General features: G+C 64.4%; 24 protein-coding genes and 1 tRNA gene. 19 read left to right on the forward strand and 6 right to left on the reverse strand.

The features are described 5' to 3' along the window. Positions 1–113 precede the first annotated feature (113 nt). Positions 114–204 (forward strand) — tRNA-Ser (locus tag ACZZZN_RS00250). Between the two features lie 83 nt (positions 205–287). Here ACZZZN_RS00250 and ACZZZN_RS00255 read toward each other — a convergent pair. Both ACZZZN_RS00255 and ACZZZN_RS00260 read right to left on the reverse strand, forming a co-directional pair. After that, complete coding sequence (locus tag ACZZZN_RS00255; protein ID WP_463503259.1) at positions 288–1,187, reverse strand: tyrosine-type recombinase/integrase; 900 nt, start codon at positions 1,185–1,187, stop codon at positions 288–290. 232 nt (positions 1,188–1,419) lie between these two features. Further along, positions 1,420–2,007 carry a helix-turn-helix domain-containing protein gene (locus ACZZZN_RS00260; RefSeq protein WP_463503260.1) on the reverse strand — a complete coding sequence of 196 codons (588 nt, stop codon included), beginning with the start codon at positions 2,005–2,007 and terminating at the stop codon, positions 1,420–1,422. Positions 2,008–2,265: 258 nt separating this feature from the next. Between ACZZZN_RS00260 and ACZZZN_RS00265 the strand changes: the two genes are divergently transcribed. From ACZZZN_RS00265 to ACZZZN_RS00305, 9 genes are all read left to right on the forward strand, one after another. Continuing rightward, positions 2,266–2,478 (forward strand): helix-turn-helix transcriptional regulator, encoded by a 213-nt coding sequence (locus tag ACZZZN_RS00265; protein ID WP_463503261.1) that lies wholly within the window; start codon positions 2,266–2,268, stop codon positions 2,476–2,478. Then, positions 2,475–2,759: a DUF3039 domain-containing protein gene (locus ACZZZN_RS00270; protein WP_463503262.1), complete on the forward strand. Its 285-nt coding sequence runs from the start codon at positions 2,475–2,477 to the stop codon at positions 2,757–2,759. Before ACZZZN_RS00265 ends, ACZZZN_RS00270 begins: the two co-directional genes overlap by 4 nt. A gap of 476 nt (positions 2,760–3,235) precedes the next feature. Beyond that, positions 3,236–3,364: a hypothetical protein gene (locus ACZZZN_RS00275; RefSeq protein ID WP_463503263.1), complete on the forward strand. Its 129-nt coding sequence runs from the start codon at positions 3,236–3,238 to the stop codon at positions 3,362–3,364. 25 nt (positions 3,365–3,389) lie between these two features. Then, complete coding sequence (locus ACZZZN_RS00280) at positions 3,390–3,887, forward strand: hypothetical protein (protein ID WP_463503264.1); 498 nt, start codon at positions 3,390–3,392, stop codon at positions 3,885–3,887. Next, positions 3,884–4,342 carry a hypothetical protein gene (locus ACZZZN_RS00285; RefSeq protein WP_463503265.1) on the forward strand — a complete coding sequence of 153 codons (459 nt, stop codon included), beginning with the start codon at positions 3,884–3,886 and terminating at the stop codon, positions 4,340–4,342. The genes ACZZZN_RS00280 and ACZZZN_RS00285 overlap by 4 nt, the downstream gene beginning before the upstream one ends. Positions 4,343–4,665: 323 nt before the next feature. Then, positions 4,666–4,863: a hypothetical protein gene (locus ACZZZN_RS00290; protein WP_463503266.1), complete on the forward strand. Its 198-nt coding sequence runs from the start codon at positions 4,666–4,668 to the stop codon at positions 4,861–4,863. 137 nt (positions 4,864–5,000) lie between these two features. Beyond that, positions 5,001–5,639 carry a hypothetical protein gene (locus ACZZZN_RS00295; protein WP_463503267.1) on the forward strand — a complete coding sequence of 213 codons (639 nt, stop codon included), beginning with the start codon at positions 5,001–5,003 and terminating at the stop codon, positions 5,637–5,639. Between the two features lie 108 nt (positions 5,640–5,747). Further along, the gene (locus ACZZZN_RS00300; RefSeq protein WP_463503268.1) at positions 5,748–5,975 is read left to right on the forward strand and encodes a hypothetical protein; all 228 of its coding nucleotides are present in this window, start codon (positions 5,748–5,750) and stop codon (positions 5,973–5,975) included. Further along, positions 5,972–6,637 carry a hypothetical protein gene (locus ACZZZN_RS00305; RefSeq protein WP_463503269.1) on the forward strand — a complete coding sequence of 222 codons (666 nt, stop codon included), beginning with the start codon at positions 5,972–5,974 and terminating at the stop codon, positions 6,635–6,637. The genes ACZZZN_RS00300 and ACZZZN_RS00305 overlap by 4 nt, the downstream gene beginning before the upstream one ends. A 576-nt stretch (positions 6,638–7,213) precedes the next feature. On the opposite strand, the gene ACZZZN_RS00310 is transcribed toward ACZZZN_RS00305, so the two are convergent. Both ACZZZN_RS00310 and ACZZZN_RS00315 read right to left on the reverse strand, forming a co-directional pair. After that, positions 7,214–7,492, reverse strand: a complete 279-nt coding sequence (locus ACZZZN_RS00310; RefSeq protein ID WP_463503270.1) for a hypothetical protein — start codon at positions 7,490–7,492, stop codon at positions 7,214–7,216. A gap of 31 nt (positions 7,493–7,523) precedes the next feature. Next, positions 7,524–8,150 carry a hypothetical protein gene (locus tag ACZZZN_RS00315; RefSeq protein ID WP_463503271.1) on the reverse strand — a complete coding sequence of 209 codons (627 nt, stop codon included), beginning with the start codon at positions 8,148–8,150 and terminating at the stop codon, positions 7,524–7,526. A gap of 25 nt (positions 8,151–8,175) precedes the next feature. Between ACZZZN_RS00315 and ACZZZN_RS00320 the strand changes: the two genes are divergently transcribed. The 3 genes from ACZZZN_RS00320 to ACZZZN_RS00330 all read left to right on the forward strand — a co-directional run bounded on the left by ACZZZN_RS00320 (position 8,176) and on the right by ACZZZN_RS00330 (position 10,172). Continuing rightward, positions 8,176–8,310 (forward strand): hypothetical protein, encoded by a 135-nt coding sequence (locus tag ACZZZN_RS00320; protein WP_463503272.1) that lies wholly within the window; start codon positions 8,176–8,178, stop codon positions 8,308–8,310. A gap of 395 nt (positions 8,311–8,705) precedes the next feature. Further along, positions 8,706–9,569 carry a hypothetical protein gene (locus tag ACZZZN_RS00325; protein ID WP_463503273.1) on the forward strand — a complete coding sequence of 288 codons (864 nt, stop codon included), beginning with the start codon at positions 8,706–8,708 and terminating at the stop codon, positions 9,567–9,569. 231 nt (positions 9,570–9,800) lie between these two features. Continuing rightward, positions 9,801–10,172: a hypothetical protein gene (locus ACZZZN_RS00330; protein WP_463503274.1), complete on the forward strand. Its 372-nt coding sequence runs from the start codon at positions 9,801–9,803 to the stop codon at positions 10,170–10,172. Positions 10,173–10,589: 417 nt separating this feature from the next. Here ACZZZN_RS00330 and ACZZZN_RS00335 read toward each other — a convergent pair whose 3' ends face one another. Beyond that, positions 10,590–11,360: a DUF429 domain-containing protein gene (locus tag ACZZZN_RS00335; protein WP_463503275.1), complete on the reverse strand. Its 771-nt coding sequence runs from the start codon at positions 11,358–11,360 to the stop codon at positions 10,590–10,592. Between the two features lie 306 nt (positions 11,361–11,666). Between ACZZZN_RS00335 and ACZZZN_RS00340 the strand changes: the two genes are divergently transcribed. The 5 genes from ACZZZN_RS00340 (at position 11,667) to ACZZZN_RS00360 (ending at position 18,303) form a co-directional block, all read left to right on the forward strand. After that, a complete protein-coding gene (locus ACZZZN_RS00340; RefSeq protein ID WP_463503276.1) occupies positions 11,667–13,004 on the forward strand; it encodes an MFS transporter in 1,338 nt (445 codons plus the stop codon). Between the two features lie 96 nt (positions 13,005–13,100). Next, on the forward strand, positions 13,101–13,940 hold the full coding sequence (locus ACZZZN_RS00345; protein ID WP_463503277.1) for a class II fructose-bisphosphate aldolase: 840 nt from the start codon (positions 13,101–13,103) through the stop codon (positions 13,938–13,940). Between the two features lie 12 nt (positions 13,941–13,952). Next, the gene (locus ACZZZN_RS00350) at positions 13,953–15,398 is read left to right on the forward strand and encodes an FGGY-family carbohydrate kinase (RefSeq protein WP_463503278.1); all 1,446 of its coding nucleotides are present in this window, start codon (positions 13,953–13,955) and stop codon (positions 15,396–15,398) included. Between the two features lie 34 nt (positions 15,399–15,432). After that, positions 15,433–16,872, forward strand: a complete 1,440-nt coding sequence (locus tag ACZZZN_RS00355; RefSeq protein ID WP_463503279.1) for an FGGY family carbohydrate kinase — start codon at positions 15,433–15,435, stop codon at positions 16,870–16,872. Between the two features lie 102 nt (positions 16,873–16,974). Further along, positions 16,975–18,303, forward strand: a complete 1,329-nt coding sequence (locus ACZZZN_RS00360) for an FGGY-family carbohydrate kinase (RefSeq protein ID WP_463503280.1) — start codon at positions 16,975–16,977, stop codon at positions 18,301–18,303. Here the strand turns inward: ACZZZN_RS00360 and ACZZZN_RS00365 are convergent. Further along, on the reverse strand, positions 18,296–19,048 hold the full coding sequence (locus tag ACZZZN_RS00365; protein ID WP_463503281.1) for a GntR family transcriptional regulator: 753 nt from the start codon (positions 19,046–19,048) through the stop codon (positions 18,296–18,298). The genes ACZZZN_RS00360 and ACZZZN_RS00365 overlap by 8 nt on opposite strands. Positions 19,049–19,225: 177 nt before the next feature. Here ACZZZN_RS00365 and ACZZZN_RS00370 point away from each other — a divergent pair, with 177 nt between their 5' ends. Then, on the forward strand, positions 19,226–20,596 hold the full coding sequence (locus ACZZZN_RS00370) for an ABC transporter substrate-binding protein (protein WP_463503282.1): 1,371 nt from the start codon (positions 19,226–19,228) through the stop codon (positions 20,594–20,596). The last annotated feature ends 27 nt before the right edge of the window (positions 20,597–20,623 follow it).

Raw genomic sequence — 20,623 nt, forward strand, 5'->3', positions numbered from 1 at the left:
CCGACCGAACGGGGTCTCGCGAGGACGCGCCATGAGTGCTGCGCGGATGGTGGGCGGATGCTGGGCGGCGTCTCGATTCGCGCCGTGGCGCGGGTTGTCGTAAGCTAGTCCGCGGTGACGTGTCCGAGCGGCCGAAGGTGCAACTCTCGAAAAGTTGTGTAGGGTAACCCCCTACCGTGGGTTCAAATCCCACCGTCACCGCCAGATCAAAACCCCCGCAATGCCTTGTAAAACTGGGATCGCGGGGGTTTTTCTTTGCCCTGAAGTCGCCTCGTGATAACAGCGTGCTAACACTCCGTCGAGATGCGCGCCCTGTCGAGCGCATCGGCCACGTCGTCTAGGTCGTCGTCGAATAGCTCGCCGTACACGTCGAGCGTCATCGCCGCGGAGGCATGGCCGAGCATCCGCTGCACGGCCTTGACGTTCGCGCCGGCCGAGATGGCGAGCGACGCGGCCGTGTGCCGGAGATCGTGTGGGGTGATGCGCGGGAAGACGACGGGAGGGTGCTCGCCGCGTGCTTCGGCCTCTTCCGCGGCGATCTCGTCGGCGTCAATGAGTCGTCGCACCGCGGCCGCGAACCATCCGTCTCGGGAGTTGGGAAGCCGCATGTGCAGCTTCCCGTCGCCGAACAGCAGGTCGCCCTCGCGCTTACCTGTGATTCGGGCGTGGATCGCAGGCGCGAGAAACTGCGGGTAAGGAACGGAACGGATCTCGTGCGTCTTCGGTGTGCCGACCTCAATCGCCGTTCCCACCATCACGGCGTTCTCCTCGACCTGCACGCGGCGCTTGGGTACGTTGACGTGCTTCAGTCGCAGTCCTGTCGCCTCGCCCCATCGCAGGCCGGTGTAGGCGAGAAAGTACACAAGGTCCGGATGCGCCGATGCCTCGGCGAGTCTCGTGACTTGCTGGTGGGTGAGGAAGACTTTTCGCGACGACTTCTTGCGCGGAAGTGCTACCCGCCGCGCGACGTTGCGAGTTACGCGCCGATCCCGCACCGCAACGTCCAGGATGGCGGCGAGGTTCCCATAGGCCCGCAGAACGCCCGTGGGGCTCATTGAACCGGACAGCGTCGACACCCACGATTGCACTTCCGAATGGCGGATGCCGCCGATCTCCCGGTCGCCCCACTTCGGCTCGACGTGCACCCGCCACGACGATTCGATAGAGCGGAAGCTCGACGGCTTCATAACGGCCTTCTGTGACGCGAGCCAATCAGTACCGAGGCGTCCCACAGTTGCTCGAGCGTCTGCGGGGTCGACGTACTCCCCTCGATCCTTCGACACCTCTACTGAGCGAAGATACTGCTCGGCGTCGACCTTCCGAACAAAGCCACGTTTCATCCGCTGCTTGTTGCTCGGGTCGCGATACATCACGTAGTACTGCGGCTTTCGAGACGTCTTCACGGCGTACGAGTGGACGCTACCCATCAGATCCGACCATCTGGGCGACTGCCTCAAGCCCGCCGGCGGCTTCGAGAATTGCCAGTCGGTCGGCGCCGTCGATCCGCAACAGGTCCGCACCTATTCCGAGCTGAGTGTCTACGTCGCGAAGAGTCAGATCTGAGGAGAGGCGCTTCATGCCATGCACAGCGATCAAGCGCGCTGGCGTCGCGAGGTTGACCTCTCGAGCGACCCGCGCCCTCTCCTCGTCTGAGATGTCTAGATAGTTCTCCGTCACAGCCGCTGCGAACTCGCTCAAAGCTCGATAATAAGCACCGCTTGCTTTGAGTAGCTCGGTCCGAGCGTCTCGCAGCAGCGCCCTGGCTCCCTCCAGCGGGCCATTGATGCCTAGCAACTCATCGAGCGAGAGGCCAAGTGCTTTTGCTAGCGCCATCGCCTCGCCGACGGTGACTCGCCGCTCGCCACGCTCAACCTTGCCGATCGCCGTGACGTGAAGCCGAATGCCGTCGAGCTCGATGCGTTCGACGATCGCGTCTTGGCTCAGCCCGGCCGCTCGCCGAGCTGCGAGAAATCTCGATCCGAAACTGTCATCGATGGGTGTGATCATGACCCGATAGTAACCCATTTCAGCTTTATACTTGCGCCTGTCTTCGAAACATGCTCTAATCGGTACGCGCAAGTACCGAAAATCGGTCGCATCATTCGAAAAGCTAGGCCGTCATCGCCCACCATGCTTCCGATGAACTCAACAGCGGAATCCAGGCTGCAGATGCAGCTTGAGGGGGGTCGCGATGATCCCGCGTGGGGAGCTCGGCCGAGTCCACGCGAAACGTTCGATCTCAACGCTTTAGGGAAGGAAACCGAGATGGCTGAAGCATCCAAGCCGAAGTACCTAAGTCCCGCGCAGGCTTGCGAACTGATCCCGGGCATGACCAAGACCAACCTCGCCCAATTGCGGTTCAGAGGGCAGGGACCGAAGTTTCGAAAGCCCACGCCACGGATCGTCATCTACCCAGAATCCGAAGTTCTCGCGTGGTTGGAACGCAGCGAACGCTCGAGCACGGCTGAGGTGCGATGAACATCGCTGGCGATGACCTCAACCACTATGCGAAGAAATCCGAACTCGAACGCGCGCTGATCTTGGGTGGAGAAATCATCGCCCTCTGCGGTGTTCGCTATGAACCCGAGCTGCGCGTGGGCAGCTCGGGATGCGCAGATGATCCTGAGGTCCCGATCTGCCCTGCATGTGAGCTGATCTACGAGGCGCTCAGGGGAGAAGCATCGGAGCGAGTCTCGGATGCGCTCGACGACGAGCTCCGAGAGCTGCTGAACGCTCGCGATCGAGCGGAAGTCTTATGACCGCGCGTGCTGAGCAGGAGACATCCGTGGCCTACATGCGGGACGACGACCGAGTCTCGATCCACACGTCGAACACCATTGAGCTGCGCACGTTACGCCGCCTGTCAGCTCACAAGGATTTCGTGCGTGAGATCCGGTCGGGGGACGGGTGGGCCGAGTTCGAGGTTTCCCGCGCGAACTTCAGTGTTTTATCTGCGATTCGCGAGAAAAGGAAGCTGTCAGATACCGAGCGTGCCGCTCGTGCTGCACGACTCGAAAGAGTGAGGAGTAGAGGGACTAGTCGTGAGAGTGATCTACGGAAGCGGGAACCGGATTGAGGTCGGACTGTTGAACAGATTCGATGACCAGCCACACACTGTGAGACTCAGCGTGCCGGACGGTACCGAGCTGACACCCGATATCGCGCGCAGCACTGCTGTAGCGCTGATTGAGCACGCAGCACATGCCGAGCGCCGCAATAACCACAAGGCCGCGTCGTGACCATGACGCCGGAAGAGCGCCTGATAGCGGCGGCGATCATCATCCGCGACGCGATCGAGGAGATCGACCGCAAGCGCGCGGCGGACGCCCTCGAGGCCGACAGTGGAGAGGGGTGTCGTGACTGATGCGAGGCTCCCAGGGCGGTGGCTCATGAACATGAAGATCGCAGCGCTCAGTGACCGTGCGTGGCGTGTGTTCACGTCAGCATTGATGTGGGCTACCGAGCAGGGCACGGACGGGCAGATTCCACCGATTGCGATGCGGTTCCTATATCCGGCTGACATCCCGACGGCCGTCATTGACGAACTCGTTGCGGCCGATCTCGTTGACCGGCTCAAAGACGGCGGATTCGTCGTGAGGGACTGGGCCGGATCTCAGAGTACGAAGGCTGAGGTTGACCACTACCGAGAGCAGGCGCGGATCCGTAAGCAGCGGGAACGCGAGCGTAAGCGACAGAAGCCGACCCGCTCCGAGTCACAGAGTGAGTCACGGCGTGACGGGGAGGGTGACATCACGCGTGAGTCCCCTAGGCGCGGCATAGGCTCGGCGACGCAGGCAAAGCCAGGCTCTATAGAGCAACCGAATTTAGTAACAGGTGCGGTGATGTCCTGGGACGTCGCGCCGATCCCGAACAGTGGTGCAGCATGAGTGTCGCGCTGGATCTCGGCCCCTTGGATGTGGACGAGGCAGCGCTGTGGTGGAGCTTCTATCCGCGGCACAAGGACAAGGCCCGTGCGCTCGCGGGGTACGCCCGTGCGAGGAAGCTTGCTACCGCTGAGGAGATCCTCGCGGCCACGAAGGCCTACGCGGCATCGGTGAAGGGCAAACCTGCCTCTCAGATCGCGTTCGCTGTCAGTTGGCTGCGCTCTGAACCGTGGCGACCCGATGCCGCACAGGTTGTTCCACCGCCCGTCCCGACACGAAGTCGGAGGCGGGCGGATCCATCTCGGCCGCAGCGTCGGCGCACGACAACACGTGTGCGCCCGTTGCCCGTCGAGGAACAGAAACGACGATGGTGCCACGAACGGGGCATATCCGTCGCCGAGTACGAAGCCAATCGGCACGATGCCGACTGGCTCGACCAGATGAAGAAACGACGTTAGGAGTCCCGCTTGACAACATCACCGATCCGCGGTTTCGCACGGAGTGACCGTGTCAGTCCCGCATCGCCGCAGGTTTCAGCCCCGAAGGCCAGCCTGCGGGATCAGATCTGCGCACGGCTCGGAATCCCCGTGGCCGCGGCAACCAAGGAACGAGTCTTCTCAGCACTCGATGACCGCCTTGCCGCGCCGAAGCAGTTCGGGGGAACAATCTCGGCGCTGGCGGCGAGAGCCGGATGGGGACCGGGCGCTGAGTCCCCCGCGCCTCAGACCCACCCGCTTGCGGCGAGAGCCGGATGGGGACAGAGAGCAGAGAAAGCGTAAGCATGGCGAACCCAATCAATTCGTACATTCACGGGCAGGCCGCGTATCGCGTGATCGCAGCGTGTGTCGTGGTGGACCTGGTCGGCGGTGGGCAGAAGTACGTCTACAAAGACGGATATCTGCCCGCACACACGCGACCGATGCAGATTCAACAGATGCTCGAGCAGAGCTCCATCGAGAAAGTTGAGGTTCCCTCATGACCTGGTCCAGCATCCGCACATTCGCTGAACGGTGTAGATCGTTCGGCATGGACGTTCCTGCTCCCGTGGTTCGCGGGCTGCACCTCGCCCAGATCGCAGAAGCGCACGAGAGCGAACCGTCGGGCCGGCTGCTCGACATGACCGACGAAGAGCTGCGCGAGCGCGTTACAGACATCTCCATCAGACTCCACGACCGAAACGGAATCGGCTCCAACCGAGGGATGGCTCCCGGCGTCCGGAAGGTGCAAGAGGCGCTGCTTCGCGAGGTCGTCATCGACACAGTCCCCCATCTCGAGGACCTCATCACCGAGATGCGGCCACGTTTCGACGAGGCGATCACTCCGCTCGTGGACGCCGTGCAGCAGCACGGAATCTCCTACTCGACAACATCCGACTTCGTCATCGATCAGGACGACGCGACGATCACCGCGTACCGGGCGGCGAAGAAGTCGTGGTTTGCAGTCCAGCCGATCGCCTCATTCCGAATCCTGATCTCCACTGCGTTCGGCCTCGAGCCGGTCGCAGGGATGAGCAAGGACTTCTCAGTCCTGTTCGCCGCAGAGGATAACTGGGGACACGGCGGGCGGTACTACCTCGAAGGGAAGACGCTGTCACACCTCGACTGGTTCGCGCTCGCCGCTGGTGGGGTCCGCCTCAATGGCATCGCTGACGTCCACTCCAAGATTCGAAGCCGTCCCGTAGTGCAGGTGGTGGACGCGCCGGTCGAACCCGAGCTGATGTTGGACCGGCCGCTGCCCTCATATCCGAGCCGGTGAAGGCCACTCATCTGATTCGAGTCGATCCGGTGTAGCTCGCTCACCGGATGCTTCGCATGGGGTCGGCTCTCAGGCGAGCCGACCCCATTGCACGCAAAGAAAGGAACGATGATCGGCAATCAGCCAATCCGCGTAACGGGACGAATCGGCTCGCGTCAGGGGCTGCGAGTGACCGCAGTCCCCGAGCGCTCGATCGTCAGCGTCAAAGACATCGCTGTGCACATCGGACTAAGCCGCGAAGAAGCCGCGGCCCTCGCACGGGCGCTCGACCAAGCAGTGCGCATGCTCGACGAATACCCTGTCCAAACCTCAAGACCAGGAGAACCAGACGAATGATCAGCAACCCCAACGACAGTGCTCTTGAGAAGCGAATATCCGCGCTCGAGGAGCTGCTGCGTGCGAACCCATTCGAGAGCGCTTCGGTAAAGGATGGTCGGCTCCGGTTCATCGGAGGACTTCTTCTAATTGACAGTGGCGGCACTCTCCAGGTGGTCGGCACACTCGACGGCGACGGGAACTTCAACTGGGTCGGCCCCTGGAGATTCGACTCAGACGAGGGCGGTTCGATTGCGGGAAACGTCGATCTCGAGGGTGACTTCGACCTCACGGGAAAGATCACCGCCGACGGCATCCGCATCGAAGGCGGGAGGATCTTCGTCGGTGCTGGCGCCTCTCAGATCGTCATCGACGGGGCGACGGGAAGAATCACGGCCGGAGGCATGGCGATCAACCCCGCCAACGGCGGATCAGTGGAGTTCCCGGGCGGCGCGTCAGTGAAGGCCGGATCTGGCGGAGGCGTCTCGGTCATCTCGGGCAACTATCAGGCGGTAGTCAGCAACAACGGTGTCTCCGTTGGGAAGCCCGGCCTGAACTTCTCCGTGACCGACGCCGTCGGCTTCCAATTCGTCGGCCTACCGACCGTTACGAGCGCGGCGTCGGGCCTGCCCGCCGGAAGCATGTACCTGACCCCGAACAATCAACCCCGTCGTGTCGTCTAGAAGCAGAGTTCGGAAGGCCATGCATCCTGACGCCTTGCGTCGATGGTCAATTGAAGGAATGGTGGGGGTGCTGGAGAGCTCGACGTCTGTCGATCGCAAAGCGGCCGTGCTCTCTTCGGCGTGGCAGCAAAACGGTCCTCCTCTGATCCACCATCCCCGACGGGAATGGGGCGCCGCGTTTCGAAGCTTCGGGTTCATCAATGGCTTCACGTTGGATCCGTCGGCGAGGCCGGCCGGGCCACTCCGGATGTGGCGCGCAGCCACGCCTGAGTACGCGCGAGGTCTCTCATGGACGACGTCGCGCGCGGTGGCTGAAGTGTATCTGCGCACGCATACACGCGGGTTAGGCCAGGTTTATGAGTGTTTGGTCGATCCGGAATGGATGCTCGCTCGTATGCCGCAGGCGCCAGCCCAGGAGTACATTGTGGACGTCCCGACTGGAGTTCTCAAAGCCACCATCTAGCGGCCGATTCGCGTCCCTACCTCAATCGCGGAACAGCCCGGCCATCGTGCCGGGCTGTTTGCGTTACCCCGCGATGCCGGCCTGGTGGTGATCAGGCGTGGATAGCCCGGGGCTTAGATGCCCCAGAATTTCTGGTTGTCGATGTGGTACTGGTTCGCACCTGCGAGGTCAGTGTTGATGTCCTCGATCTCCTGCTGGACTCGCTCCATCTCTTCCTCAAGCTTCGCCTGCTGATCCGCGTCTCCGGCATCGAATGCCCGGTCGATTTCCTGCTCCAGCTGCTCTGAGCGCTCCTCGGCGACGCCGAGTGCCTTGTCCAGCTTCCAGATCGCGTCTGCGCTCGCGCGCAGACTTGCCTCGGCTTGTTCCGGAGAGTCTTTGTACTTCGGCATGACGTCAGCGTAGCGCTTGCCACTTCAGGCCTCAGGAATGAATCCTCGTGCCGCTGCCGTCGAAGATCGCGGGAGTGGCGTTCTTCAGGAACGCGGAGATCGTCTTCGCATTCGTGCCCTTGATCGACCGATAAGTCTCGCCGCCCGGGCCGACCATTCCGGTGGCCCTGTGCTTGCGCCAGAGGCGCTTCCACCATGTCGAGTTTCGGCTGCGCTCGGCGTAGTACTCCTTACCCAGTGTTCCGACTGGATCGAGCGGAACCCACATCGCATGCACGAATCGCATGTCCGACGAGTCCGTATAGACGAGAAGCAGCCACACCTTCGCATAATCGGTGGGTTCGATCTTGAAGTCGTGATGGCTCCCGGGAAGCACGGTGCCCGGAACGAGCGGATTGTCGGTGGCGATCACGGTCGCGCCGACGAGGGCAGATGCCTGGATCTGGCCGGAGCTTCCCCCGCTGTTGGTGAGTCTCAGGTACGTCGCGGTGTGCTCGCGGCGTCCATTCGCGCTCTCATGCACCGTCGTGGTTACGCCGAAGCTCCAGGAAACGATACGCATGGTCCGCTTACGCTCGGCGCGATCGAGTAGCACGAACCAGAGCGTCGCGGCAGAGATTGCGACGCCCAGGATGCCGACAGCGAGTCCCCAGTCCATGCTTCACACCCTAGGGGGCAGACACGTGAACAAGTACGCAGCGCTTGGCCTTCTGCTCGAAGCAGCGGAGGGCAAGACGGTCGCGGTCGTCTCGCGCAGCCATAACCTCGCGGGCATGGCACTGCACGACTTCGAGGTGCCGCTCGCTGATGGATGGTGAGTGCGCGGAACGAACGGTGACCAACGCATCGACTCACCCTCAGGTGGCAGCATCCGCTTCCGATCAGTAGGTCAGTCCCATAGGGGGATGACCTTCGATGTCGTGTACGTCGATAGTGACGCTGCCGACCTGCTCTATGACCATCGCGTGAGCGAAGAGCTCCGCATGACTCTCTCCTCCCACCCAGACGCGAGCATCGTCCGCGCCTGACCCTCGTCCCCGAGGCCCCCCGTCGAGAAATCCGGGGATGGCCTCGGGGGCGGAACACCGACCGGGGGAGTGTTCCTCTCTCCCCGGCCCGCTCAGGAGGGGGTCGCGCGCGCGAGGGACACCAACTTCGGCCATTGCGCACTGTTCGTGGACGCTTTGATGCGGCTGTCTGGCACGATGGCCTCATGCCGCAGAGCGATCATTCAGGTACCAAGGAGCTGGGAGCGTTCCTCCACGCTTGTGGTCCACTGCTGTCCAAGTTCAAGAGACGGCAGATCTTCACGATCGCAACGTTTATCGGAGCTGTAGTTGCCGTTTTCGGGCCGCTCATTTGGGGAGACCCCGCGTGGCACGGGATTCGCATCGCCGCGGGAATTGCTGCTGCGGTCGCCATTCTCGGAGACAAACTTGCCGACCGCTACGACCAGACTGTCGCCAGTTTGAAGTTTCGTGAGAGTGAGAGGTCAGCCGAGAAGGCGATCGACGACCTGAATGTCGTGCTGAGCGAGGCGATCGAGGTGATGTTCCTGACTGGCAGGGCGAGAGATGAACAGGCCAAGGCATTGAGGCGCACTGTAGCGAGGCAGGCGGCAAGTGCGGTCGGTGATGGTAGCCGAGCGACTTACTACACGATGAGGCGCGAGGCCGGGGGGCGTCGAATTCTAGACAGCGCTGTGCATGGGACGGAGCACGGGCGGTACGACCGTCCGGACCGTCCCTTCATCGAGCGGGAGGATCCGGAGAACACGATCTGGTCGCTACTCGATCGTGCGGATGAGGAGCCGGAGGTCTCTAACGCGCCAGAGGAGGTCTACGGCGTAGATTGGGCCAAGAAGAAGTACGACACTTTCTATACTGTCCCGGTCAAGGCCAAGAGTGTCCAGCTCGGACTCTTGAGCGTGAACAACGCATCCGCGGGTGCGATCGGCGGCCCGCAGCGGTCGGCTGTGCTAGCGATGGCGCGCACCATGGCGCTTGTTGTCGCGGTGATCAAAGGTCCAGCATCCCTGAACTCGCAACAGTCGCGACACAGGAATGTCGGAGGTTAGCGCTACGTTGTGGTTACGAGGAGCAAGGGGGTCATGATGAGCAGGCATTCAATGGATGACGCGGCCCGCAGCAGGGTCGACGCCCAAGTTCAGCGCAACGCTGAGCGGCTGACACAGCGATACTCTCGATCTGAGCCGGCGCGGCGGAGCCTCGAGGTTCGCGAGCGTTACGTCCAGGAGCGAGCACTCCGTCGTTCCGCATAGCGATCATTGGAATCGGTGAGGATCAGCATGGATCCGATGTTCCCTAGCCAAGGCAATCCTCCGGCCGAGATGTTGCAGGATCTGAGGGGATCAGCGAAGCGCGCCATCAACTACTTCTGGATTATTGTTGGCGAACTCGGGCTTGACGGGTCCTCTGGCAGGTATTACGCGGAGGTTGTAGGCACCCACAGTGGTGCTGAAGAAGAGTCGTCTATGTCGCCTCTCTCGTACGACGTCATCGGCGCTTCGAGTGATGACATCTTCGAGGAACAGGATGTCCCGCCGTTTCGGGAAGCCGCGGAGTTCCTCGCGACACGACACGGACTAACTCTGGATCCGGCGTCGTGGATTGTGGTCGGAGATCCCCCGCGAGAACGGGTCGCAGTTTGGCGGCCTTAATGTCCGGTGCTAACGAGGTGCTAACAACTCGCCAGACTCACCGCTCGTCGAGTAAACCAGGATCCGCGCAGTAACGCTGATCTGAGATGGCTGCGCATGCTTGCTAGGCCGGAATGTGGGTTCAAATCCCACCGTCACCGCCATGGAAACCCCCGAGAAATCGGGGGTTTTTCCGTATCCGGGGTGGGGCGTGGTGCATTTTGGTGCGCATTTCGACTACCTGTGCGCTGGGGTTCCGAGCCACCTTCCAGCGGAGGTTTGCGATCTGGTTCAAATCCCACCGTCACCGCCACCACGAAGGCCCCGATTTCCTTAGAAACACTGGGACGCGGGGCCTTGCCTTGCTCGGGTGAGCTGCAGCGGTAACGCCCGTGCGCACAACCCCAGCGGCAACAGAGAACTCCGCGACCTCGATGCTCAGAGATCTCTGCGCTGCGGGACAAGCAGATCCCTCACCTGCCCCGTCGGCAACGCTGCCCAGCCTTCTCGCTCTGCCTGTTCTCTCAGCGCAGGGGGCACGCTCTCGACGGCGCCGATCTGTGCGGCGCGGGCACTCAGGCTGGCAATGAGCGAGTCGAGCGCGTCGGCCGACTGCACGAGCGCGTCGGCGTACTGACCAATCATCAGCCACGGGGCTTGTTCGATGAGATCCGCGAGCACGCGTGCGCGGATGTCTGCACTGGTGCGATACCCGGGAGCGTGCAGCCCCCAGAGTCGGAGCGATCCTCCAGGGTAGACCTCGACGATCTGCCGCTCCCCGGTGCGGTCCACGTCGTGACCCGCCTCGGCAAGCCGACCGAGCAGGCCCGCGCACCGCAGGGCGGTGAGGCCGAGGCGATCAGTGGCGACGCTGAGAGGCCAACGACCGATCCGTTCGCGGATCCGCTGATCCGTGGCTCGGAATGCGAGTGAACGGCGCCAGTCCATCCCTCCGTCGACCGGGGCGTCGGATACGGCGAGGGAAGAGTGCGCCTGTATGAAAGCCACGAAGCTGTCGGGCCAGCCGAGCGGACAATCGATGCCGATCTTCGACGATCCGGCGGCCGAGTCCACGATGTCCTCATCCGTCACTCCGACGGCCAGATGGCTGAGCACGGCGCCTTTCGGCCCCCAGCGGAGAACGGAGAGCGCGGTGTGGGGGCTCCCGGCCGCAAGGTCCACACCGATCGTGGTAGAGGGCTCCGTCACGTGTCGAAGCCTAACGGCTGTTTCGGAAGGCTCCTCGCCCGACGTCGATGGTTGGCGAGCGGACACGAGACATTTCGATGGCACCCCGTGACACTCGTGTCGGGGGCTCGGGGGATCCGAAGTGCACATCGCGACCTGTGGGTGGGAGGCTGCAACGGATTCGACGCACCCCGGAACATTCTCTGGTACTGTCTGTACGTACCAGGCGGCAATTGGATTGCGATGTGTCCGATGGTTCGCGAAGGAAGCCCTCCGTCGAACACTCAGCGATCGAACGCCGGAGAGCTCATGTAAGTGAAGGACATCATGTCAGCGACGACTGCAATCCGCTCCGGCGGACGCGAAGCGCAGGGCTTCATTGAGAAGATCGGTCTGCCCCGCCCGCTCATCTGGGGATTCGTGGGGCTTCTGCTCTTCATGATCGGCGACGGGGTCGAGTCCGGCTACATCGCCCCGTACCTCGCGGCACACGGCGCCGGGTCGGAGACGAATGCGGCCGTGATCATCTCGGTCTATGGCCTGATGGTGACCCTCGGCTCGTGGCTCTCGGGGGCGCTGTCCGATGTGTGGGGCCCGCGCCGGGTGATGATCATCGGCCTCGTCCTCTGGGTCGTGCTCCAGATCCTGTTCCTCGGCGTCGCGCTGCCGACCGAGAACTTCGCGCTCATGCTGATCGTCTACGGCCTCCGCGGCATCGCTTACCCGTTCTTCGCCTACGGCTTCCTCGTCTGGGTGCTCGGCGCCAGCCCGGCGCATCGCCTCGGCTCGGCGGTCGGATGGTTCTACTTCGCGTTCACGGGTGGTCTGCCCACTCTCGGATCCCTGGTCGCGAGCGGTACTCAGCCGCTCATCGGCGAGTACCTCACGTTCTGGGTATCCCTCGGTCTCGTCGTCCTCGGCGGTATCGTCTCGCTCGTCGGGCTCCGCAAGGCGAAGGGCGGGGGGCGCCTCGCAGCCCCGGAGATCACGACCGGTCGCAGTCTGGTGAACAGTGTCGCGATCGCGTTCACCAATCCCCGAGTCGGTCTCGGCTGCCTGGTGCGCATCGTGAACACCGCTCCGCAATTCGGCCTGTTCGTCTTCTTCCCGACGATCTTCGCCGTCGAGCTCGGGTTCGGGACTGCGGGCTGGCTTCAGCTGGTCTTCATCCTCGGCGCCGCCAACATCTTCGCCAACCTGTTCTTCGGCGTGCTCAGCGATCGTCTCGGCTGGCACCGCACTCTTCGCTGGTTCGGCTGCATTGGCTCTGCTGTCAGCGTGCTGATGTTCTACTTCCTCCCGCAGTACGTCAGCGACGAGTACTGGGTCTCCGCGCTGTGCGCCGCGCTGTTCGGCATCAGCCTCGCTGGCTTCACGCCGATCTCGGTTCTGATGTCGCTCATGGCACCGGGGCAGAAGGGCAACTCGATCGCAGTTCTGAACCTCGGTGCGGGCGCGGCCACCTTCGTAGGGCCGCTCATCGTCGCCCTGTTCCTGGCTCCGCTCGGAGCAGGCGGCGTGACCATCATCTTCGCTGCGATGTACGTTCTGGCCGGCATCTCCGTCCGCTGGCTCAAGGTCCCGGACGAAGCGCAGCGCGTCGTCGCCGAGGGCGGCACGCTCGACGAGATCGCCGAGCGCAACGAGCGGATCACGAAGGACTGACGCCGCGCTGTCCATCGCCCTACACCCGTACCTTTCTTGGTACGTACGGACAGTGCAATACATACCAGCTCGTACGCGGGCACGAAAGGACAAGCAATGGCTCTGGTTAGCGGCCTCGAGGTCATCGAACAGTGCACGTCCCGCGGACTCGTCGCGGGCGCCTTCAACACCACGAACATCGAGACCACGATGGGCATCGTCGACGCCATCGAGCGGGTCGGCGTGCCGACGTTCATCCAGGTCGCACCGACCAACGTGGCCCTCTCCGGCTACGAGTACATCTACGACATGGTGGCTCGTCGGCTCGAGCACACCTCGGTCCCCGTGGCTCTGCACCTGGATCACGGAAAGAACCTGCAGGCCGTCGAGGATGCACTCGCTGCCGACTTCACGTCAGTGATGATCGACACCTCCGAGGAGCCGTACGAGGAGAATGTCCGATTGTCTGCGAGGGCTCGGGAGATCGCCCCCTCGGACATCGCTGTGGAAGCGGAACTCGGCGCGATCGGCGGAAAGGAGGATGAGATCGGACCCGATGAGGCCTCCGGTACCGACCCGGACCAGGTCGCGGACTTCGTCGCCCGGACACGCTGTGACATGTTGGCCGTCTCGGTCGGCAACGTGCACGGGTACGCGCCGGATGCGCGCATCGACTTCGACCTGCTGCGTCGGGTCCAGGAGCAGAGCACGGCGCCGCTGGTCATCCATGGCGGTTCGGGTCTCCCTGCGGAGCAGTTCGGACGGCTGCACGAGTTCGGAGTCGTGAAGGTCAACATCGCCAGCGACCTGCGCAATGCGATGATCCGCACGTTCGGCGAGGCCTACGCGGCGAACCCCCACGAGCATTCGCTCATCAAGGTCTCCCGCAACTCCGTCACGGCGATCGCCGACGTCGTCGAGCGACGCATCCGTCAGTTCAACCCCTCCGTCAGCTGAGCGAGACCTGCCGTGCTTCCGACCATCACCGTCGACATCGGGACGACCAGTGTCAAGCTGTGCCTGTTCGATGATGAAGCGCGCCTCATCGCCTCGGCGCGCCAGCCCACGCCGGTGCGGTCAGACGGGGCCGGCGAGATCTACGACATCGATGAGCTCACCGGTCTGATCACCGGGTTCATCAGCCGACTGGAAGCATGGCAGCGAGGTCTCGTCAAGCGCATCGCCATCACCGGAGTGGGCGAGTCCGGAGGACTGGTCCGCCCCGACCTGGGACTCGCCTCCCCGATGATCCTCTGGCACGACCATCGGGGGGCTGGACGCCTCGATGCTCTGACCCCCGAGCAGCGCTCGCGTGTCTACGAGATCACCGGGCTCCCAGTGAACGCGAACTACGGACTGTCGAAGGTCGCGTGGGCGCTGGAGAACGCTGGCAGTGAGGCGGCCGGTGCCGTCTGGCTGAACATCGCGGAGTACGTCGCGGCGTTCATGACCGGCGAACGCTTCTCCGAGCATTCGCTCGCGAGTCGGACGATGGCGCTGGATATGACCACGGGGGACTGGTCCGATGAGGTCTGCGACCTCATCGGCATCTCCGCATCCGTCTTCCCGTCTCTCCGCTCCGCGAGCGACGGTGCGTCCGTCACGGCCGCCTTCGCCTCGTCGACGGGGCTCTCGTCCGACGTGGCCGTGCACGTGGCGGGTCATGACCACATGGTCGGTGGGGTGGGCGCCGAACTCCGCGCCGGTGAGCTCCTCAACTCGACCGGAACCACCGAGGGACTGCTCTTCATCAGGGATGCCCCGTTCCTGACGACGGACGCAGAGGGTGCCAAGCTCGCCAACGGGATAGCGTGCGGAGGAGAGGGTTACACGCTGTTCGCCTCCATCCCGACCGGCGGCTCGGCGTTCGCCACGCTGCAGGCCATGCTGGGGCTGGATGGGGAACAGCTGACGTCGCACCTCGACTCTCTGCACGAGAGCTATCTCGCCGGATCTGTCGACCTCGAGCGCATCCCCCTGGTGCTCCCGCAGTTCCGCGGCGCGCCGCCTCCCACCAAGGACTCGTCGGCACGCGGGCTCATCTCGGGCCTTCGGACGGGCACCGAGCTCCGTGAGATCGTCTTCGGGACGTTCCTCGGCATGGCTCTGCAGTACCGCGACGTGCTCGAGCTCTTCCCCTCCACTGCGAGCCAGGTGAAGGTCATCGGACCCGCGAGCAAGAACCCGCTGTGGCTGCAGATCAAGGCGGACCTGCTCGCCACCCCGCTGAGCGTCTCGGCTTTCCCTGAGGTCGTCTCCCGAGGCGCACAGGCACTGGCGTCTCAGCGATCCGGCGATTGGCCCGGCACCGCGCCGTTCGACGTGCGCCCGGACGCGCATCGATCCGAAGCGCTGCAGTCGTGGGTTCGCGGCATCAGTCGGCAGTGGGACTACGCGAAAGGCTTCCCCACATGATCCGCGACACGACTCCGCGACGGGAGGCCCGCTGATGATCCTCGTCGCAGGCATCGACTCGTCCACCCAGAGCTGCAAGGTCAGCGTGCGCGACCTCGCCACCGGACTCCAGGTGCGAGAGGGAAAGGCGTCGCATCCCACCGACACCATCGTCGATCCCGAGGTCTGGTGGAATGCCCTGCTGCTCGCTGTCCGCCGTGCGGGCGGACTCGACGATGTCGCTGCCATCTCGGTGAGCGGTCAGCAGCACACGCCGATCTTCCTGGACGCCGACGGAGCGGCGGTCAGGTCGTCCCCCCTGTGGAACGACCTCGGTTCCCATTCGCACATGGTGGACCTCAACGACGAACTCGGGCGCGACGAATGGATCCGGCGCACCGGTCTTCCTCTCACGCTCTCCGACACGGTGACGAAGCTCCGGTGGCTGCGGGACACCGACCCCGTCGCAGCATCGAGGACCGCTGCAGTGGCGGTGGTGCACGACTGGCTGACATGGCGCCTGATGGGTCACGGCCCCGGTGCCGGACACATCGACGAGCTCATCACCGACCGCTCCGAGGCCAGTGGCACCGGATACTGGTCGGGCGAGACCGACCAGTACTGCGAAGACCTGTTCGTGCATGCGCTCGGCAAGCGCGCCGTGCTTCCGCGGGTTCTCGGTCCTCTCGACCGAGCGGGCGTCACGGCGCGGGGGATACCCGGAGTGGCCGGAGGGATTCCGATCGGAGTGGGAAGCGGCGACAACGCCGCCGCGGCCATCGCCCTGGGCATCGACCACGGCGATGTCGTCCTCTCGCTCGGCACATCGGGTGTCGTCTACACCCGCACGGAGTTCCCGGTGCACGACTACGCCGGGTACGTGTGCAGCTATGCGGACGCGACCGGCGAGCATCTTCCGCTCGTCGCCACGCTCAATGCCGCGCGAAACTTCGACGTCGGAGCGGGCCTGCTCGGATGCACCTACGAAGAGCTCTCCGATCTCGCGCTGCGCGCGAATCCCGGAGCGGACGGCCTGACGCTGCTGCCCTTCTTCGAGGGCGAGCGCACTCCCGATCTGCCGCATGCGCGCGCGTCGATCCACATGGCGTCGCTGAGCAATTTCACGCGACCGAACTTCGCCCGAGCAGTGATCGAGGGCACCCTCGCGACGCAGGTCGCGATGCTCGATGCGCTCGCCGCGTGCGACATCCACGCGCAGCGGTTGCTTCTCATCGGCGGTGCCGCGCAGAGCGCTGCCGTTCAGGCGGTCCTCGCCCAGATGGTCGACGCGCCGGTCGTCGTGCCCGAGCTCGACGAGTACGTCACCAAGGGCTCGGCGATGCAGGCCGCCGCCGCGCTCGAAGGCGCCTTCCCCGAGTGGCACGTCGCCATCACGGAACTCCCGCGCGCGGTCCATGCGCCCGAGATCCAGAACCAGCACGAGACCGCGATGCGCTCGATGGGATACGAGGCATCGGTCGTCGAGCCGGTGTGAGCGAGGTGAGCTGCCGAGGGGACTCGCGCGATCGGACGGGTGACTATCGTAAAGAGGGTGGGCCGAGCCGGTCGGATCCATCGAGCTGAGGAGGCGCCGCCCGTGAAGGGGAACCCGCGCCTGCCCGTCGCGTGTGGTGTCGACATCGGAAGCACGAACATCAAGGTGATCGCGCTCGATCCGAGTGGCGTGATCGTCGCACGCACCAGCCGCCCCACCCCTCGGGACGCCGAACAGCTCTCGATCGACGCCTCGACTCTCTTCGCCTCCATCGAGGAGATGCTCGTCGAGGTCTGCGGTGACCGGTTCGCCGTCGCAGCGGTCAGCGCTGCGGGCGTGGGAGAAGACGGCGTCCTTGTCGACGCCGGGCTCCGTCCCCTGACCCAGGCATTGGCGTGGTTCGACCCGCGGCGCCAGCGCATCTTCCGGGCGCTGCAGCCTTCGCTGGCAGTCGACGACGAGACCTTCGATGCCGAGAGCGATGCGGTGAGGACGCTCGTCGGCTGGGCCTGGGCTCGGATGCAGTCCCTCGACGGGGAAGCCCGCAGCTGGATCGCCATCGCCGACATCGCCGGGGTGGTGTGGGCGGGGCGGCCTTTCATGAGCGACACCCTCGCCTCGCGCACCGGCGCATGGCGGTCGAGGGACAGAAGCTGGGCTGATGACCGAGTCGCCCTCACGCTGGGAGCGATCGAGCTCCTCCCCGAGGTCGTGGCGACGGGAGACATCGTCGGGGTTCTCCGTTCGCCGGTCCTCGAGGCGGCCGGCGTTCTGGTGCCGGGCGCGATCGTCGTCGCGGGTGGGCATGACCATCCCATCGGCGGATGGGCGGCCGACCAGCTCTCGCCGGGCGCGGTTCTGGATTCGATGGGGACCGCCGAGGTCATCGTCGCGCAGTCGCGGGACGGACACATCGACCGCCGGAACCATGTCGAGGTCGCGCCCGGAATACGCACCGGCGGGGTGACGCTGCTGCGCGTCGAGGAACTGACGCGCAACATCAACTGGGCGGCACAGGACCCCGATGTCGCGGCGGAGATCAGGCGGCTGATGGACGGGGCATCCGCACCCGGCGCCGCGATCGCGTCGGACTACTTCCTTCCGGGGACACGCGGAGGCGTCACCCCGGCCTACGCGCTCGGCGCCCCGAGCGATCCGCACGCCCGAGCGTCCGCGGTTCTCGGCGCGCTCGCGAGAGTGGGACGCGATGCCGTGGACGCGGTTCGGGGTGGCCTGAGTGCCGACCGCGAAGTGCGCCTCGCCGGGGGATGGGTTCGCTCTCCGGGCTGGCTCGACATCAAGGCGAGCATGAACGGGTACCCGACGATCCCGATCCACGAGCCCGAGGTCACGGCGGTCGGAACAGCTCTGCTGGCGGCGACTGCCTTCGGCTGGTCGCCTGATCCGCACCTGTCGCTGGGCGTCAGTTAGCGACGACTTTCACCTCGAGCGGAACGACGTCGGTCAGGACCCAGGTCTCGTAGTAGTCGAAGAGCACGTCGTTCTGATCCCACGACCGGGACCGGATGCGGAGCAGCGCCTGACTCTCGGCCACTCCCAGGTTCGACGCGACCTCCTCCGGCGCCGACAGCGCGTGGATGACGCGCTGAGCCGTCGCGATGATGTGCCCTGCGCCACGCAGCGTGGTGTTCAGCGACTCTGCGCCGTCGAGCACGTCCTTCGCCCCGGCGACGACATCGCCCACGGCGCGGGGGAACCAGTTCGTGCTGAAGAGTGCGACCTGGCCGTCGAGGTATCGCACGCGCTCGAGCGCGAACACGTCGCTGTCGGCGTCCAGACGCAGGGCGTCGGCGACGTGCTGCGGCGCGCTGACGTATCCGGCGTGCACCACCTCGGTGCGAACCCCGGTGCGCCCGTGGCGGAGCTGCGATTCGAGGAAGCCCTCGGTGTCCTGCAGCGTCCAGCCGCTCGACTCCTCGGGGGTCGAGGCGAACACCCCGCGGCGAGCGACCCGACGGGCGAACCCGTCAGCTTCCAGCTTCGAGAGCGTCTGCCGAACGGTGGCGCGCGACAGACCGAAATCGCGACACAGCTCCAGTTCGCTCGGCAGCCGCTCATCGACGGGGAACTCGCCCCGCACGATCCGTTCTTTCAGGATCGAGTAGAGCTGCTCGTAGTAGGGGACCGGTGAGGTCCGCTCAATCGCTTGCGACACTGCCACACTCCTTCGTGCGCCATCGTACAACCTGCACGTTTCAGGCCTGTTGACCATATTGTACGTACAGACTAGACAATGCGGACAGGCTGCGCTACCGTGAAGCCACGTCAATGCAATGGCGCATCGCACTCGGTCACCGAGAGCGGTCACGGCACAAAACAAGGAGGTTTGCGCGTGGCGCACATCAATTGGAAGCGAGGCATCGCCGGTCTTGGGGTCGCAGCAGTGACGGCCGGCATGCTCGCGGGCTGTTCGACCAGTGGCGACAGCAGCGGCGAAGGCGGCGAGGTCACGATCAACGTGGCGCTGGCAGCCAACCCGCAGATGAAGACCGCCGAGAGCCTGATCTCCGACTTCGAAGAGAAGAACCCCGGCATCACGGTGAAGTTCACCACCCTGCCCGAGAACGAGCTCCGCCCGGCCGTCACCAAAGACGTCGCGACCAACGCCGGTCAGTTCGACGTCGCGATGATCGGCAGCTACGAGGTGCCGATCTGGGCCGACCGCGGATGGATCGTCCCGCTCGACGACTATGCCGCCGAAGACACCGCGTGGAACGAGGACGACCTCCTCGAGCCCATCAAGAACATCGTGTCGAAGGACGACGTGCTGTACGCCTCGCCCTTCTACGGTTCGTCGTCATTCCTCTTCTATCGCAAGGACCTCGCCGAGAAGGCCGGCGTCACCATCAGCGAGACGCCGACCTGGGAGGAAGTCCAGGCAGCGGCAGCCGCCATGGAAGACGAGGCGGCCGGGATCTCCGGTCTCTGCCTGCGCGGACTCCCCGGCTGGGGACAGAACCTCGCAGCCGTCACCACCGTGATCAACACCTTCGGCGGCAGCTGGTTCAACGAGGACTGGGAGCCGCAGCTCACGAGCCCTGAGACCAAGGAAGCGGTGCAGTTCTACGTCGACAGCCTCCGTGACTACGGTCAGCCGGATGCCGCGAAGGACGGCTGGGAAGGCTGCCTGCAGCAGTTCAGCCAGGGCAAGACCGCCATCTGGTACGACGACACCGTGTTCGCCGGCTCCGCGTTGGATTCGGCGACACCTGAGGTCGAGCCGAACATCGCCTTCGCGATGGCTCCGACCGGGCCCGCAGATCTCGCCTCGGGTTGGCTGTGGTCCTGGGGCCTCGGCATCACGGAGTCCAGCAAGAACAAGGATGCCGCGTGGAAGTTCATCTCCTGGGTCACCAGCGAGGACTACATCAAGCTCGCCGGTGAAGAAGCAGGCTGGGACTCGATTCCTCCGGGGTCGCGTGCATCGACCTACGAGATCCCCGAGTACCTCGAGGCCGCTGACCGCTACGCCGAGCTGACGGTGAAGTCCATCGAGGCCGCAGACCCGCTGCAGCCGACCGTGGACCCCGTGCCGTACACGGGAGTCCAGTACGTGCAGATCCCGGAGTTCGTCGACATCGGCGACTTCGTCTCGCAGCAGATCGCCGGTGCCATCAGCGGCACCCAGACGGTCGACGAAGCGCTGGAGAAGAGCCAGGAGTACGCACTCAAGGCTGTGACCGACGCCGGCTACATCGAGTAATCCATCCATCCAGGGCTGCCCCCGGGC

The organism is Microbacterium sp. AC145, from assembly GCF_979258505.1.